Consider the following 13,336-nt stretch of genomic DNA (forward strand, 5'->3'; position numbering starts at 1 on the left):
TGCGGCCAGTGCTTACCAGACGACCGTCCGGGTGCAGGCGTGACCGTCACGGAAAAGGCCCACGCGCTGATCGTTGGTTGCGGCTACGTGGGCGAGCGCCTCGCCCGCCGACTGGCGGACACCTTTGACATAACCGCGGTGGTAAGGACCCCAACTCGGGTCGGCGAGCTCAGGACCGCGGGCATCAATGCCGTGGGACTGGACCTCGATCGGGTTCGCCTGGGGTCATGGATTCCCGAAAAGCTCGAACAGGCCGCGATTTTCTACCTGGCCCCGCCGCCAGCAACCGGCGAAAGCGATCTGCGGCTCGACCGTTTCCTGCAGCTGGCTACGGTGCCGCCGCGGACATTTGTCTACATCAGCACGACCGGCGTGTATGGCGACACGGAGGGCGCGCCGGTCGATGAAGGCACGCCCGTCCAGCCGATGACCGATCGCGCCCGCCGTCGCGTGAGTGCCGAGGAAATGACCCGGGTGTGGTGTACGGAACGCCGCGTGCGTCGCGTCGTTCTGCGCGTGCCCGGCATCTACGGCCCGGGCCGTCTGCCGCTCGAACGCCTGCGCCGACGCGAGCCGACGTTGCATCCGGATGATGCCGGGATCAGCAATCGCATCCATGTCACCGACCTGGTGGAAGCCTGCGCGGCCGCCGCGCTCAATCCCGAAGCCCGCGGCATCTATAACGTGACCGATGGCAACTCGTGCAGCTCGACTGACTTCCTCGATCGCGTGGCGGCTCTGGCCGGACTGCCCGCCCCGCCCCGCGTATCGATGGACGAAGCCCAGTTGACGTTCAGCCCGGAGCGCCTGTCATTCCTGAACGAGTCGCGACGTGTCAGCAACGATCGCATGCTGAAGCACCTCGGCGTACGGCTGCGCTATGCGGACATCGATGAGGGGATCAGGAGCAGTCTGCTGCAGGAAGAAGACAGTGTGCCGCAGGGTCGGCCGACTTCGTCGGCAGGTGGGCCTGACGGCAGGTAGGCCGCGCCCTTCGACTCCGCTCAGGACAAGTCGCGCGGCAGGAAGGCTGACGCGTCAGCAGGTCAGAGCCTCGCCGCTCTTTGATTCGCTCTTCGTCTGACTTGCCGCACCTCGCGGCCTACTTGCCACGTCCGTGGCCCTCCTGCCGCGCCTCGCGGCCGTCGTCCAAGCCTAACCCGGCTGACTCTTCTTGCTCCCCAGCCATTTGCGGATCGGTGCCCACTGCTCCCAGTCCGGGCCGGCGAGATACTCGGGCAGTTCGAAAATACCCATGCCGCGCTGGAACGCGCGCAGGTAATTGGTCGATTGGCGCAGGGAAGTCAGGTAGGGGACCTTGAGCTTGCCCAGGTATTTGTCGAGTTCCTCGAACATGAGTGTGTTCTCGCGCACTCGATTGGCGACCAGCGCCAGCTTCGCCTGTTCGCGCTGCACCTTGCCGAGCTCGAGCAGCTCGGCCATGAAATGCGCACAGGCCTTCATGTCGATCGGCGAGGGCATGACGGGCACGAGGATCGTCTCTGCGCGACGCACGAGCTCATTCATTTCCGATCCATGCGTGCGGGCCGGCGCATCGATCACGAGCACTTCGGTATCGCGCGGCACGCCGCGAACTCCTTCGTCGTAGGCCGGTACGCCCAGGATTTTCGGCAGATCGTCAGGCCGCGTCTCGAGCCAGTCGAGGCTGGTGCGTTGCGGATCGTAGTCGGCAATGGCGACCTTGAAGCCGTCGATCGCAAACAGGGTCGCGATGTTGGTGGCGAGCGTGCTTTTGCCGCAGCCGCCTTTCGAATTCATAACCATCACGTGGCGCATGCAGTCCTCGCTTCGCAGTCGGGCCGGGATCGGGTATCAGGGCAACTGTTGTTCTTGAAGGAGCCTTTTGCCGCTGGCTACGTTAAGGTGGCCCCGTGGAAATGTCCACGCGTCGGAACAAGTCCATGGCTTTTGCGAACCCTGCGCCTGACGCGATCGAGGCACTGCTGCGTTCGGCACGGGTCATCGCGGTCGTCGGCCTGTCCGACAATCCGCACCGACCCAGTTATGAGGTCGCCGCCACCCTCCTCGATTACGGTTACCGCATCATTCCGGTCAATCCTGCGCTCAGCGTCTGGGAAGGCATTCGTGCCGTGCCCGACCTCGATCACGTCAGCGAGGTGCTGAGCCCCGGCGAGCACGTCGACATCGTCAACGTTTTCCGCCGGCCCGAGCATGTCGACCAGATCGTTGCCGATTGCCTGCACCTGCGCTTCCCTGCGCTATGGCTGCAACTGGGCGTAGTCAATGAAGCAGCAGCGCAGCAGGCCATCGCCGGCGGCATGACCGTGATCATGGATAAGTGCATCAAGGTGGAGAGGATGAGGATGGGTTGAGCATCCTTCCGTATACTGCGCGCATGCTGCTGCACTTCATCCCATGATTCTGCATTTCACCAAGATGCACGGCCTCGGCAACGATTTCATCGTGTTCGAGGCGTCCTGCGACGACGATGTTCCTGGCAGCGAGCGCATGCGCCAGCTTGCCGATCGTCGCACCGGTATCGGTTTCGATCAGGCGCTGGTGCTGTTGCCGCCCCGCCAGGACGGCACCGATGTCTACTACCGGATCTTCAACGCCGACGGCTCGGAAGTGGAGCAATGCGGCAATGGCGCCCGCTGTGTCGGCAAACTGGTTGCGGGCAAGCTCGCGCGGCAGTCGCTGCACATGGACAGCCTCGGCGGTCGTGTCGATGTGCAATTGCGCAATGACGGGCTCGTCAGCGTCGACATGGGCATCCCCGATTTCAATCCCGCCGCCCTGCCCTTCGACGCATCGCGCGAGGCAGATGTGTATCCATTGCGCGTCGGTGAGACGGAGTTGCAGATCACTGCCGTGTCGATGGGCAATCCGCATGCGGTCATTCGCGTACCGTCGGTCAGCAATGCGCCCGTGGACACCATCGGACCAGCGGTAGAGAATCACTCGCGCTTCGCCAAGCGGACCAACGTTGGTTTCATGGAAGTCGTGAACCGCCATCACATTCGCCTGCGCGTATTCGAGCGGGGTGTCGGCGAGACCCAGGCGTGCGGCACCGGCGCGTGTGCGGCAGTGGCCGCCGGACGCAAGCTGGGCCTGCTGGATGAAGAAGTTGCTGTCGACGCGCCGGGTGGACGCATGACGGTGCGCTGGCCGGGCCCCGGCAAACACCTGTGGATGACCGGACCTGCGGTCACGGTGTTCCAGGGCACGGTCGAGATCTGACACTACCATCGAGAGAACATGACCAAGCAACCTGTTCGCGGCGTCGAGATCGACTCTCTGCCTGAAGAAACGATCGCCGCCTACCTGCAGCGCAACCCCGACTTCTTCGAACGCCACGCCTCCCTGCTGACCCGACTCCAGCTGCCTCACAGCCGCGGCGCCTCCACGGTCTCGCTCGTCGAACGTCAGGTGCTGGTGCTCCGCGAAAAAAACGAAAAGGCCGAAGCACAGCTGCACGAACTCATCGCAGTCGCACGCTCCAATGACGCGCTGGTCGACAAGATCCACAAGCTGTCGCGTCGCCTGATCGGCGCGCGCACCGCCACTACGCTGGTCGACTCACTGGAAATTTCGCTGCGCGAGGATTTCGGCGCATCGGAATGGCTGATGCTGCTGGCGCCGCCGGCTGACTCGGGTTTCCATCAGATCAACAGTCGTCACCTGCGCCTCGTCGAAGCGGCAGCACCTGAACTGAAAATGTTCGACACACTGTTCAGCTCCGGCAAACCACGCTGCGGCCAGATCCGCGACAGCCAGCGCGATTTCCTGTTCGGCGCCGGCACGATCGAGATCGGCTCGGCCGCCCTGGTGCCGCTGGGCCCGCAGGCTGCCGCTGGTCTGCTGGCCATCGGCAGTCCCGACACGGAACGCTTCCATCCCGCGATGAGCACGGAATTCCTCGCACGCATCGGCGAACTGGTGAGCGAGGCAGTGCGAGCGGTGTGAGCGGAAGGCCCCAGGCTCTAGCCGGAAAGAGGACGGTGCGCCCCTGGCATCCGCGATCAGTTGCTCCGCCTTCCGGCCTGGCGCCTACAGCCTAGTACCTAGCGCCTTCTTCCTCGTCATGTCCCCCGCAGCTCTCATCTGGCTCCCCCGCTTCCTGACGCATCTGTCGTCCGAGCGCCGACTGTCCGCGCATACGGATGTGAACTATCGGCGCGATCTCGAGTTGTTCGCGAAGTACTGCGAGCAGCAGCAGATCGACGACTGGTCACGACTCGACAGCCAGCACATCCGTGCGTTCGCGGCCACCGAGTTTCGACGCGGTCAGTCACCACGCACGATCCAGCGTCGCTTGTCTGCGCTGCGCAGCTTTTTCAATTTTCTGCTGCGCGAGTTGGCGCTCAAATCCAATCCGGCGGTTGGCGTGCAGGCGCCGAAGGCACCGAAGCGGCTTCCCCAAACGGTGGACGTGGATCAGATGGCGCGGTTGCTCGCGTTTCGCACCGACGATGAACTCGGTGTGCGCGACAAGGCCATCATGGAGCTGTTCTATTCGTCCGGGCTGCGCTTGTCGGAGCTGGTCGATCTCGATCTCGGCGACGTCGACCTTCGCGACCGTACCGTGCGCGTGACCGGCAAGGGCAACAAGACTCGCGTCGTCCCGGTGGGCCGTTTCGCGATCGATGCGATCACGGCATGGCTGCGCGAGCGCGGCGCCATCGCAACCCCTGGCGATTCGGCGCTGTTCGTATCGAAACGCGGCGGCCGCCTGCTGCAGCGGTCGATCCAGGTTCGCATCGGACGCTGGGCGCGTGCGCAAGGCCTGGGCGTCCATATGCATCCGCACATGTTCCGGCATTCCTTCGCCACGCACCTGCTGGAATCAAGCCAGGACTTGCGCGCCGTGCAGGAGCTGCTGGGGCATGCAAATATCTCGACCACTCAGATCTACACGCATCTTGATTTCCAGCACCTCGCCAAAATATACGACCAGGCTCATCCGCGGGCCCGGCGTAAAAGCCGCGGAACGGGATGAGGATCTCCACGGGGAACACAAGGCCGAAGAAGAAATCTCTGCATCGAGATTCGACGTTCGTCTTGTATTCTCGCCCCGTGTCCCCCGTGCAAATTCTCTCTGGTCCTGGTCATGAAGCAATTCGACGGTACAACGATTCTCTCTGTACGCCGCGGTAACACGGTGGTCATCGGCGGCGACGGCCAGGTGTCGCTCGGTAATACGGTGATGAAGGGCAATGCACGCAAGGTGCGGCGGCTCCACGAGGGCAAGGTGCTCGCGGGATTCGCCGGCGGCACGGCTGACGCATTCACGCTCTTCGAGCGTTTCGAAGCGAAGCTGCAGCAGTACGGCAATCTGACGCGCGCCGCGATCGAACTCGCGAAAGACTGGCGCACCGACCGCAGCCTGCGGCGTCTCGAGGCATTGCTCTGCGTCGCCGACGTCAAGACCTCGTTCATCATCTCGGGCAACGGCGACGTCATCGAACCCGAAGACGAGATCATGGCCATCGGCTCCGGCGGTTCCTACGCACTGTCCGCCGCACGCGCGCTGGTGCAGAACACGGACCTCGACGCGCGCACTGTCGTCGAAAAGTCGTTGAACATTGCGGCGGATATCTGCATCTATACGAATCGAAACCTGACCATTGAAGAATTGCGCGCCTGAGCGCGCGGCCAACTGGCTCACCGGCAAACGGGCCAGCTGGCAGCAAGGATGCAACCTTTACACACTCTGAATTCGGGCCAGCGACCTGTTTGCCAGTTGGCCAGTTAGCCTAGATCTATGTCCTCAATGACCCCCCGCGAAATCGTTCAGGAACTCGACAAGCACATCGTCGGCCAGGCCGAGGCGAAGCGTGCCGTTGCCATTGCATTGCGTAATCGCTGGCGGCGCATGCAGGTCAGGGAAGAGCTGCGCGGCGAAATCACGCCGAAGAACATTCTGATGATCGGGCCGACCGGCGTCGGCAAGACCGAGATCGCCCGACGACTCGCCAAACTGGCGCGCGCTCCCTTCATCAAGGTCGAGGCCACGAAGTTCACCGAGGTGGGTTACGTCGGCCGTGAAGTCGATTCGATCATCAAGGATCTGATGGATGTCGCGGTGAAGATGACCCGCGAAATCGAGACCGGGAAAGTCCGGCATCGCGCCATGGACACCGCGGAAGAGCGCGTGCTCGATGCGCTGTTGCCGCGACCCAAGTCCGTCGGGTTCGCGCCGGAGCCCGATCCCGCGCCGCGCGATCAGGAAACGCGGCAGAAATTCCGCAAGATGCTGCGCGAGGGCCAGCTCGACGATCGCGAGATCGAGATCGAGGTTCGCGCCTTGCCGGCAGGCGTGGAAATCATGGCGCCCGCAGGCATGGAGGATCTCTCCAATCAATTGCAGAGCATGTTCTCCAACCTCGGCGGCAATCGCACCAAGATGCGCAAGGTCAAAGTGCGCGAGGCCTTCAAGCTGCTGACCGACGAGGAAGCGGCGAAGATGATCAACGAGGAAGAACTGAAACTGCAGGCGCTGCAGAATGCCGAACAGAACGGCATCGTCTTCATCGACGAGATCGACAAGATCGCGCGCCGCCAGGAAACGCAGGGCGCCGACGTGAGCCGCGAAGGCGTGCAGCGCGATCTGCTGCCGCTGGTCGAAGGCAGCACGGTGTCCACCAAGCACGGCATGGTGAAGACGGATCACATCCTGTTCATCGCGTCCGGCGCCTTCCACATGTCGAAGCCCTCGGACCTGATTCCCGAACTGCAGGGCCGTTTTCCGATCCGCGTCGAATTGCAGGCGCTCAAGGTCGAGGACTTCATCCGTATCCTCACCGAACCTGATGCCTCGCTGTGCACGCAGTACAAGGCGTTGCTCGCGACCGAGGGCGTCAGCCTGGACTTCGCCGCCGATGGCGTGCGACGGCTCGCCGAAGTTGCGTTCCAGGTGAATGAACGCACGGAAAACATCGGCGCACGCCGCCTGCACACCGTGCTGGAACGCATGCTCGAAACCCTGTCCTTCGAAGCCGCCGATCGCAACGGCGCGGCGATCACGGTCGACGCCGCCTATGTCGACAGGTATCTCGGAGAACTGGTGAAGGATGAGGATCTGACACGCTACATTCTGTAGCGCGCCAACTGGCTATAGGGGGCCACTGGCTAACCGGCCAACTGGTAAGCTGGCCAGAGATACGAGCGCTTCGCGTCTGGCCGGTTGGCCAGCAGACCAGTTAGCCAGTTGGCCTTTTATCAATGCCCCCTCCCACCTCCATCAAACTGCGCACCAGGTCCCGGCTGCTCGAAGTCACCTTCGACGACGGTACTCGATTCGAATTGCCGTTCGAGTACCTGCGGGTGTATTCGCCGTCCGCCGAAGTTCGCGGTCATGGACCGGGGCAGGAGACGTTGCAGCTGGGCAAGCACGACGTGGGCATCAAGGCGGTGGAACCGGTCGGCAACTATGCAGTGAAACTCGTGTTCGACGACGGACACGATTCCGGGCTGTATTCCTGGAACTACCTGCACGAGCTGGGGCGCGAGCACGCGCAGAAGTGGGCGAGCTACCTGGCGCGGCTCGAGGATCTCGGCATTCCCTATCCGACGCCGACACCAACGAAGAAATAACGCCGGCGATCACGCCGCCTCTTCCGTCCAACGGATCTCGAGTTCGCGCACGGCAGCGTCGAACTCTGTCAGCGTCATCAGATCGAGGCAGGCAGTGGCGCCTGTCTGCGTAAGCCGGCCCGCGATCAGCTTCCGGGCGATCACGATCGCAGCAACGCAGGGAATCCGCGGCCCGTGACCTGCGAGAGCCGTGAGCGTCCAGCGCAGTCGTAACGGCTGACCCTGTGTCGTTCCTGTCACGACGACGTGCATACCGCCCGCATCGGTGCCGAAGCGCAGCAGCAGATCGCTGGCCGCGCGCAGAAATCGTCCGGCGGTGCGCCAATTGCTGACGAGTCGTGCACGCGCGAGCCACGACATCAGCCACAGACTCCACTGGATCGAACGCAGCTCCAGACCTGCGTGAAACTTCACTGAGTCCGTAACGGCATAGCGCTGCGGGAACAGCGACAGATCGGGGACATCGCAGTTGGCGAACCAGCGCGCACCGAGCTGCGGATAGACCACGCGGTGCTGATCCTGCCACCCGTAGACGCGCTGCCAACGACCCTGCTGCCAGCGTTCGAATGGTCGGCCGCAGTAGCTCAATACGGATTCCACCGTGGACAGGCCACGCGGCGTGCGGTTTCCAGGCGTGATGCCGATGGCAATCGATGCAATGGAATCGAATCGATCCCGATAGTGATCCAGCACAGCCGACGACAATGCCGGCACCGTGCTCGCGCCGCTGATGATGAGGACCTGACGTTCGCGGGCCGCCGCATCGAGCGTCGTTATTCCGGTGACGAACTCGCGGCCATCGGCCAGATCGACGTAGTGCGCACCCGCCTCGATGCAGGCACGCGCCACTTCATACGATTGACCCTGGAAGGGTCCGGCCGTGTGAATCACCAGATCGATACGATGGCGACGCAGACACTCTGCGAGCTGCGGATCATGCACATCGAGGCCCAGACCCTCGACCGTCGCATGCGACCCTTGCAGCTGCGCTGCCGCGTCTCGAGCCCGAGCTGCATCCCTGCCCGCGATCAGCAAATGACAATCTGCCTGTGCGGACAGCGCAACGGCGATGCGAGCGCCGAAGTTCCCGTAGCCACCGAGGACGAGAATTCGATAGGCCGGCTCACGAGTCATGGCTACAATGCGGGCGTCATCGATGCATCCCATGAACACAGGTAACGACAAACGCGACGCCGCCGATACTACCGACTTCGGTTACCAGCAGGTGCCGAAGGCGGAGAAGGCTGCGCGCGTGCGTGCGGTGTTCGAATCGGTTGCGGGCAACTACAACCTGATGAACGACCTGATGTCGGGAGGCGCGCACCGGTTGTGGAAGCGCTTCACGCTGTCGCAGACGGGCCTGCGTCCGGGTCAGCGTGCGCTCGACGTGGCCGGCGGCACTGGCGACATTGCCGCAGGCATGTCGCAGCAAGTGGGCAGCAATGGCCTGGTCATTCTCACGGACATCAACGCGGCCATGCTGGCGGAGGGTCGCGATGCGCTGACCGATCGCGGCATCGCGGGCAATGTCCGTTATTCGCTGGCAAATGCCGAGTGCCTGCCGTTTCCCGATTCGAGTTTCGATTGCGTCACCATCGGTTTCGGACTGCGCAATGTGACCGACAAGGCGAAGGCCCTGCGCGCCATGGCCCGCGTGCTGAAGCCCGGCGGGCAATTGCTGGTGCTCGAGTTCTCGCATCCGGTCGCACCAGGCCTCAAGCCGATCTATGACCGCTACTCGTTCTCCGTCCTGCCGTGGCTCGGCAAGGTCGTGGCCAAGGACGAGGACAGCTATCGCTATCTCGCGGAATCGATCCGCCGCTTCCCGGATCAAAAGACCCTGCAGTCGATGATGCAGGACGCGGGACTCGAGCAATGCCGCTACCACAATCTGAGCGGCGGCATCGTGGCGCTGCACAGAGGCTGGCGCCTCTGAGGCGCGAGTGTGCAAACCCTGACATGCGTCTGACCCCGCTCGAATCCGTTCTCAACCGCAACATTGCAGCGTCCGCGACGGCGCGCAGTCTGTGCAATCGCCTGGCAGGCAAGGTGATGGCCATCAAGTTCACTGGCCTGCCGCTCACCATCCAGTTCGAATCCGATGGCGAGCGCATGAAACTTGAGACGGCGGCGACGGGCACACCGAGCGCCGCACTCACTGGCACACCACTGTCGTTGCTGCAGCTCGCCAGCCCGCGCCCCGAGGCGGCGTTGCGTACGGGCGCCGTGCATATCGAGGGCGACGCCGAAGTGGCGCAGACATTCAGTGAACTGCTGAAACACGCGCGCCCGGATCTCGAAGAAGAACTCTCGCGGGTCATCGGCGATGTGGCCGCGCACCAGGTCGGCAATTTCGCGCGCTCGGCGCTGACTTTCGGTCGTCGTGCGGCGGACACGTTTGCACAGAACGTCGCCGAGTATCTGCAGGAAGAAGGCCGTGATCTGCCGACGCGGGTCGAAGCCGACGAGTTCATCGCCGGCGTCGACAAGCTGCGCGACGATGTCGATCGACTCGAAGCCAGGCTCGCGCGCCTGGAACGACAAGGACTCTGACACCACGTCATGCGATTGCGCGTCATCACCCGACTGCTCGACATTCAACGCGTCCTGGTCCGGCATGGGCTCGACGAGATCATTCTCGCCACGCACCTGTTCCGGCCAGTCCGCTTTGCGTTCTACCTGTCCCCGGCAACCTGGTTCCGACGCGCCAGCAAGGCACCGCGCGCCGAACGCCTGCGGCTGGCCCTCGAAGAACTCGGCCCCATCTTCATGAAGTTCGGACAGACGCTGTCGACGCGTCGCGACCTGTTGCCGCGCGATATTGCGGATGAACTGGAGAAGCTGCAGGACCAGGTACCGCCCTTTCCCGGCGAGCAGGCACGCGCCATCGCCGAGGCCGCATTCGAGAAGCCGCTGAGTGAAGTCTTCGCGCGATTCGATGAGAAGCCGCTGGCGGCCGCCACCATTGCCCAGGTCCACACGGCGCAGCTGCACGACGGCAAGGAAGTCGTGGTCAAGATCGTGCGGCCCGGCATCCGCGATCAGATCGAACTCGACATCGAGGTCATGTACGCGCTGGCGCGTCTGGCGAATCGCTACTGGTCACTGGCGGAGCGCCTGCGACCGGTGGAACTCGTGCGCGAGTACGAGAAGACCATCATCGATGAGCTGAACCTGATGCGCGAGGCCGCCAATGCGGCGCAGCTGCGGCGTAACTTCGCCAGCTCGCATCTGCTGTACGTGCCCGAAGTCCATTGGGATTACTGCCGCAAGAACGTGATGGTGATGGAACGCGTCCATGGCGTGCTCATCAACGACATTCCGGAACTGCAGCGGCGCGGCGCGAACATCAAGCGCCTCGCCGAGAACGGCGTCGAGATCTTCTTCACGCAGGCGTTCCGTCACAACTTCTTCCACGCCGACATGCATCCGGGCAACATCTTCGTGATGCTCGACGACCCGGAGCATCCGCGCTACGCGGCCGTCGACTTCGGCATCGTCGGCACGCTCGATCCGCGCGATCAGCACTATCTGGCCGAAAACTTCCTGGCGTTCTTCGATCACGACTACCGGCGCATCGCGCAGCTGCACATCGATTCGGGCTGGATCCCGTCGCATGTACGCGTCGACGAACTGGAATCCGCCGTGCGGACGGTCTGCGAACCGATCGCCAACAAGCCGCTGCGGGAAATTTCCTTCGGTCAGGTATTGATCAGCTTGTTCGAAGCTGCGCAGCGCTTCGATGCACAGATGCAGCCGCAACTGATGCTGATCCAGAAGACCCTGCTGCAGATCGAGGGCGTGGGCCGGCAGCTCTACCCCGACCTGGATCTTTGGGAGACGGCGCAACCCCTGCTGAAGCAGTGGATGCACGAACGCTACAGCGTCAAATCGATGATCCGCCAGACGCGCCGGCAACTGCCTGGCCTGGTCGACGCATTACGCACCACACCGCAGCTGCTGCAGCAGGTCGTGCAGCGCGCCGCGGACGGCCGTCTGGACATCCCGGTGCGATCGCGCGATCTGGAAATCCTGCGACAGGAAATTCGCGAAGACGCACGCCGCCGCGACACGACCGTGATTGCAGCCATCGGCCTGCTCGGCGGCATCTTCTGGTTCGCCCTGCACCGTGATCCGCTGTGGCCCGGCGTCGTTCTGGTCCTCGCGAGCCTCGCGACACTCTGGTATTCGCGAAGATAGCTGAAGAGAGGAGCAGGATCTCCACGGGGGGCACGGGGATTCACGGGGATCGGAGATGATCTGGACTACCCCGACCAAACACAGGGTCATGGTGGGCTCAGAACTGTAGACGGCGGGTTCTCTGCCTTTACCCCGTGTCCGCTGTGGAGAATCTTATTTCTTCAGTTCGATCCAGGTCGCAACGCCCACAGCGCTGCAGCGACCGTCGGCGTCGAAGAGCGCCGAGCCTGCCGTGTGTTTGCGCCCGTGCGTTGCAATCGGCCACGCGGTGACCACGCAGGATTCGCTGCTGTGCGGTCGATGATCGATGCGCACCGAAAACTCACCCAGTAAGGCGACTGCCGGGCTGCAAGTGGCGAAATAGCCGGGACAATCCAGCGCGGCCCAGATGAATTCGGGACGTACGCGCCCGTCGGCGCCTGCCAGAGACTCATCGGGCTGCCACGGCGCCGCGAACACAGCGGTGCCAGGAACCGAACCGGGAAAAATCCGCAGACCATCGCCTTCGGCACGCAGCGGGCCGCAAACGAAGCACGTCGGAAATCCGTGCTGCGCAAAACCCGAAAAATGCTGCGAGACGCCGCGCGCTTCGATCCATGCGGGCGCGGAAGGAACCTCGGCGCTGGGCTGATGCGGGCTCGCGGTCGCAATGAGCGTTCGACCTTGCGCCAGGTAGGCATGAACGTCCCAACCGCCCGTCGCATTCTTTGCGACCTCCATGGCCGTGCCGATCGGTACCGGCTGCGCCAGCCGAACCCTGACTGGCTCACCGATCGCCTCGGCGATCACACCCGCGCAGTAACCCCCATTGCCTGAATCCGGTGGGCCGATATAGCGCGACGCGATGGTGATGGTAGTCATCGATTACACCTGGGGCGCGGGCTTGAGCATTCCCCACATTACCGGCAGCACGGACACGACGATGATGAGAATGGTCACGATGCCGAAGTTGTTCTTGATCAGCGGGATGTTGCCGAACAGGAATCCTCCCCAGATGAACAGGGTCATCCAGGCGAAGGCCCCGACGAAGTTGTAAGCGGCGAAACGGCGGCGCTGCATCGTGCCGACGCCGGCGACGAATGGCGCGAAGGTGCGGATGATCGGGATGAAGCGTGACAGCACGATGGTCTTGCCGCCGTGCCGCTCGTAGAACGCCTGTGTGCGCAGCAGGTAGTCCTTCTTGAGCCCGGGAATGGTGCCGCTGAAGGCTCGCGGACCGATCGCCCGGCCGATGCGGAAATTCACTTCATTGCCGAGGATGGCAGCGACCATCAGCAACAGCCACAGCCACACGGCATTCAGGGTTCCCGTGCTGTCGATGGCTGCGAGCGCGCCGACGGCGAACAACAGCGAATCGCCCGGCAGGAACGGCGTCACCACCAGTCCGGTCTCGCAGAAAATGATCAGGAACAGGATGCCGTAGATCCAGTAGTGATAGTGCGCAATGAGCTCGGAGAGATGGCGGTCGAGATGCAGGACGAAATCGATGAACCAGTGAATGAGATCCATGGGAGCGCTGCGCGTAGTGCCTTGTGAGGTGGATGAAGCGTGGCCGGGC

General features: G+C 63.2%; 15 protein-coding genes. 11 read left to right on the plus strand and 4 right to left on the minus strand.

Annotation, left to right across the window (positions count from 1 at the left end):
- The first annotated feature begins 39 nt into the window (after positions 1-39).
- Positions 40-984 (plus strand): NAD-dependent epimerase/dehydratase family protein, encoded by a 945-nt coding sequence (locus VIZ63_RS06285; protein WP_331608677.1) that lies wholly within the window; start codon positions 40-42, stop codon positions 982-984.
- 171 nt (positions 985-1,155) lie between these two features.
- Here the strand turns inward: VIZ63_RS06285 and VIZ63_RS06290 are convergent, their stop codons facing one another.
- The gene (locus tag VIZ63_RS06290) at positions 1,156-1,797 is read right to left on the minus strand and encodes an AAA family ATPase (RefSeq protein WP_331608678.1); all 642 of its coding nucleotides are present in this window, start codon (positions 1,795-1,797) and stop codon (positions 1,156-1,158) included.
- A gap of 125 nt (positions 1,798-1,922) precedes the next feature.
- Between VIZ63_RS06290 and VIZ63_RS06295 the strand changes: the two genes are divergently transcribed.
- From VIZ63_RS06295 to VIZ63_RS06325, 7 genes are all read left to right on the plus strand, one after another.
- Positions 1,923-2,354, plus strand: a complete 432-nt coding sequence (locus tag VIZ63_RS06295; protein WP_331608679.1) for a CoA-binding protein — start codon at positions 1,923-1,925, stop codon at positions 2,352-2,354.
- A 43-nt stretch (positions 2,355-2,397) separates the two neighbouring features.
- Positions 2,398-3,222, plus strand: coding sequence for a diaminopimelate epimerase (gene dapF / locus VIZ63_RS06300; protein WP_331608680.1), 825 nt, complete (start codon positions 2,398-2,400; stop codon positions 3,220-3,222).
- A gap of 18 nt (positions 3,223-3,240) precedes the next feature.
- Entirely contained in the window at positions 3,241-3,948 is a 708-nt protein-coding gene (locus VIZ63_RS06305) for a DUF484 family protein (RefSeq protein ID WP_331608681.1), read from the plus strand.
- 118 nt (positions 3,949-4,066) lie between these two features.
- Positions 4,067-4,981 carry a tyrosine recombinase XerC gene (gene xerC / locus VIZ63_RS06310; protein WP_331608682.1) on the plus strand — a complete coding sequence of 305 codons (915 nt, stop codon included), beginning with the start codon at positions 4,067-4,069 and terminating at the stop codon, positions 4,979-4,981.
- A gap of 111 nt (positions 4,982-5,092) precedes the next feature.
- Complete coding sequence (hslV, locus tag VIZ63_RS06315) at positions 5,093-5,629, plus strand: ATP-dependent protease subunit HslV (RefSeq protein ID WP_331608683.1); 537 nt, start codon at positions 5,093-5,095, stop codon at positions 5,627-5,629.
- A 117-nt stretch (positions 5,630-5,746) separates the two neighbouring features.
- Positions 5,747-7,084, plus strand: coding sequence for an ATP-dependent protease ATPase subunit HslU (hslU, locus tag VIZ63_RS06320; protein WP_331608684.1), 1,338 nt, complete (start codon positions 5,747-5,749; stop codon positions 7,082-7,084).
- 122 nt (positions 7,085-7,206) lie between these two features.
- The gene (locus VIZ63_RS06325) at positions 7,207-7,578 is read left to right on the plus strand and encodes a DUF971 domain-containing protein (protein WP_331608685.1); all 372 of its coding nucleotides are present in this window, start codon (positions 7,207-7,209) and stop codon (positions 7,576-7,578) included.
- A 9-nt stretch (positions 7,579-7,587) separates the two neighbouring features.
- On the opposite strand, the gene VIZ63_RS06330 is transcribed toward VIZ63_RS06325, so the two are convergent.
- The gene (locus VIZ63_RS06330) at positions 7,588-8,712 is read right to left on the minus strand and encodes a saccharopine dehydrogenase NADP-binding domain-containing protein (RefSeq protein WP_331608686.1); all 1,125 of its coding nucleotides are present in this window, start codon (positions 8,710-8,712) and stop codon (positions 7,588-7,590) included.
- Between the two features lie 22 nt (positions 8,713-8,734).
- Here VIZ63_RS06330 and ubiE point away from each other — a divergent pair, with 22 nt between their 5' ends.
- The 3 genes from ubiE to ubiB are packed head-to-tail and all read left to right on the plus strand — an operon-like array spanning position 8,735 to position 11,778.
- Complete coding sequence (ubiE, locus tag VIZ63_RS06335) at positions 8,735-9,514, plus strand: bifunctional demethylmenaquinone methyltransferase/2-methoxy-6-polyprenyl-1,4-benzoquinol methylase UbiE (protein ID WP_414703775.1); 780 nt, start codon at positions 8,735-8,737, stop codon at positions 9,512-9,514.
- A gap of 23 nt (positions 9,515-9,537) precedes the next feature.
- Positions 9,538-10,131, plus strand: a complete 594-nt coding sequence (locus VIZ63_RS06340; RefSeq protein WP_331608688.1) for a ubiquinone biosynthesis accessory factor UbiJ — start codon at positions 9,538-9,540, stop codon at positions 10,129-10,131.
- Between the two features lie 9 nt (positions 10,132-10,140).
- Positions 10,141-11,778, plus strand: a complete 1,638-nt coding sequence (ubiB, locus tag VIZ63_RS06345; RefSeq protein WP_331608689.1) for a ubiquinone biosynthesis regulatory protein kinase UbiB — start codon at positions 10,141-10,143, stop codon at positions 11,776-11,778.
- Between the two features lie 153 nt (positions 11,779-11,931).
- Here the strand turns inward: ubiB and VIZ63_RS06350 are convergent, their stop codons facing one another.
- Positions 11,932-12,639 carry a hypothetical protein gene (locus VIZ63_RS06350; protein ID WP_331608690.1) on the minus strand — a complete coding sequence of 236 codons (708 nt, stop codon included), beginning with the start codon at positions 12,637-12,639 and terminating at the stop codon, positions 11,932-11,934.
- Between the two features lie 3 nt (positions 12,640-12,642).
- The gene (locus VIZ63_RS06355; protein ID WP_331608691.1) at positions 12,643-13,287 is read right to left on the minus strand and encodes a DedA family protein; all 645 of its coding nucleotides are present in this window, start codon (positions 13,285-13,287) and stop codon (positions 12,643-12,645) included.
- Positions 13,288-13,336 lie beyond the last annotated feature (49 nt).

Source organism: Povalibacter sp. (genome assembly GCF_036520495.1).
Classification (GTDB): domain Bacteria; phylum Pseudomonadota; class Gammaproteobacteria; order Steroidobacterales; family Steroidobacteraceae; genus Steroidobacter.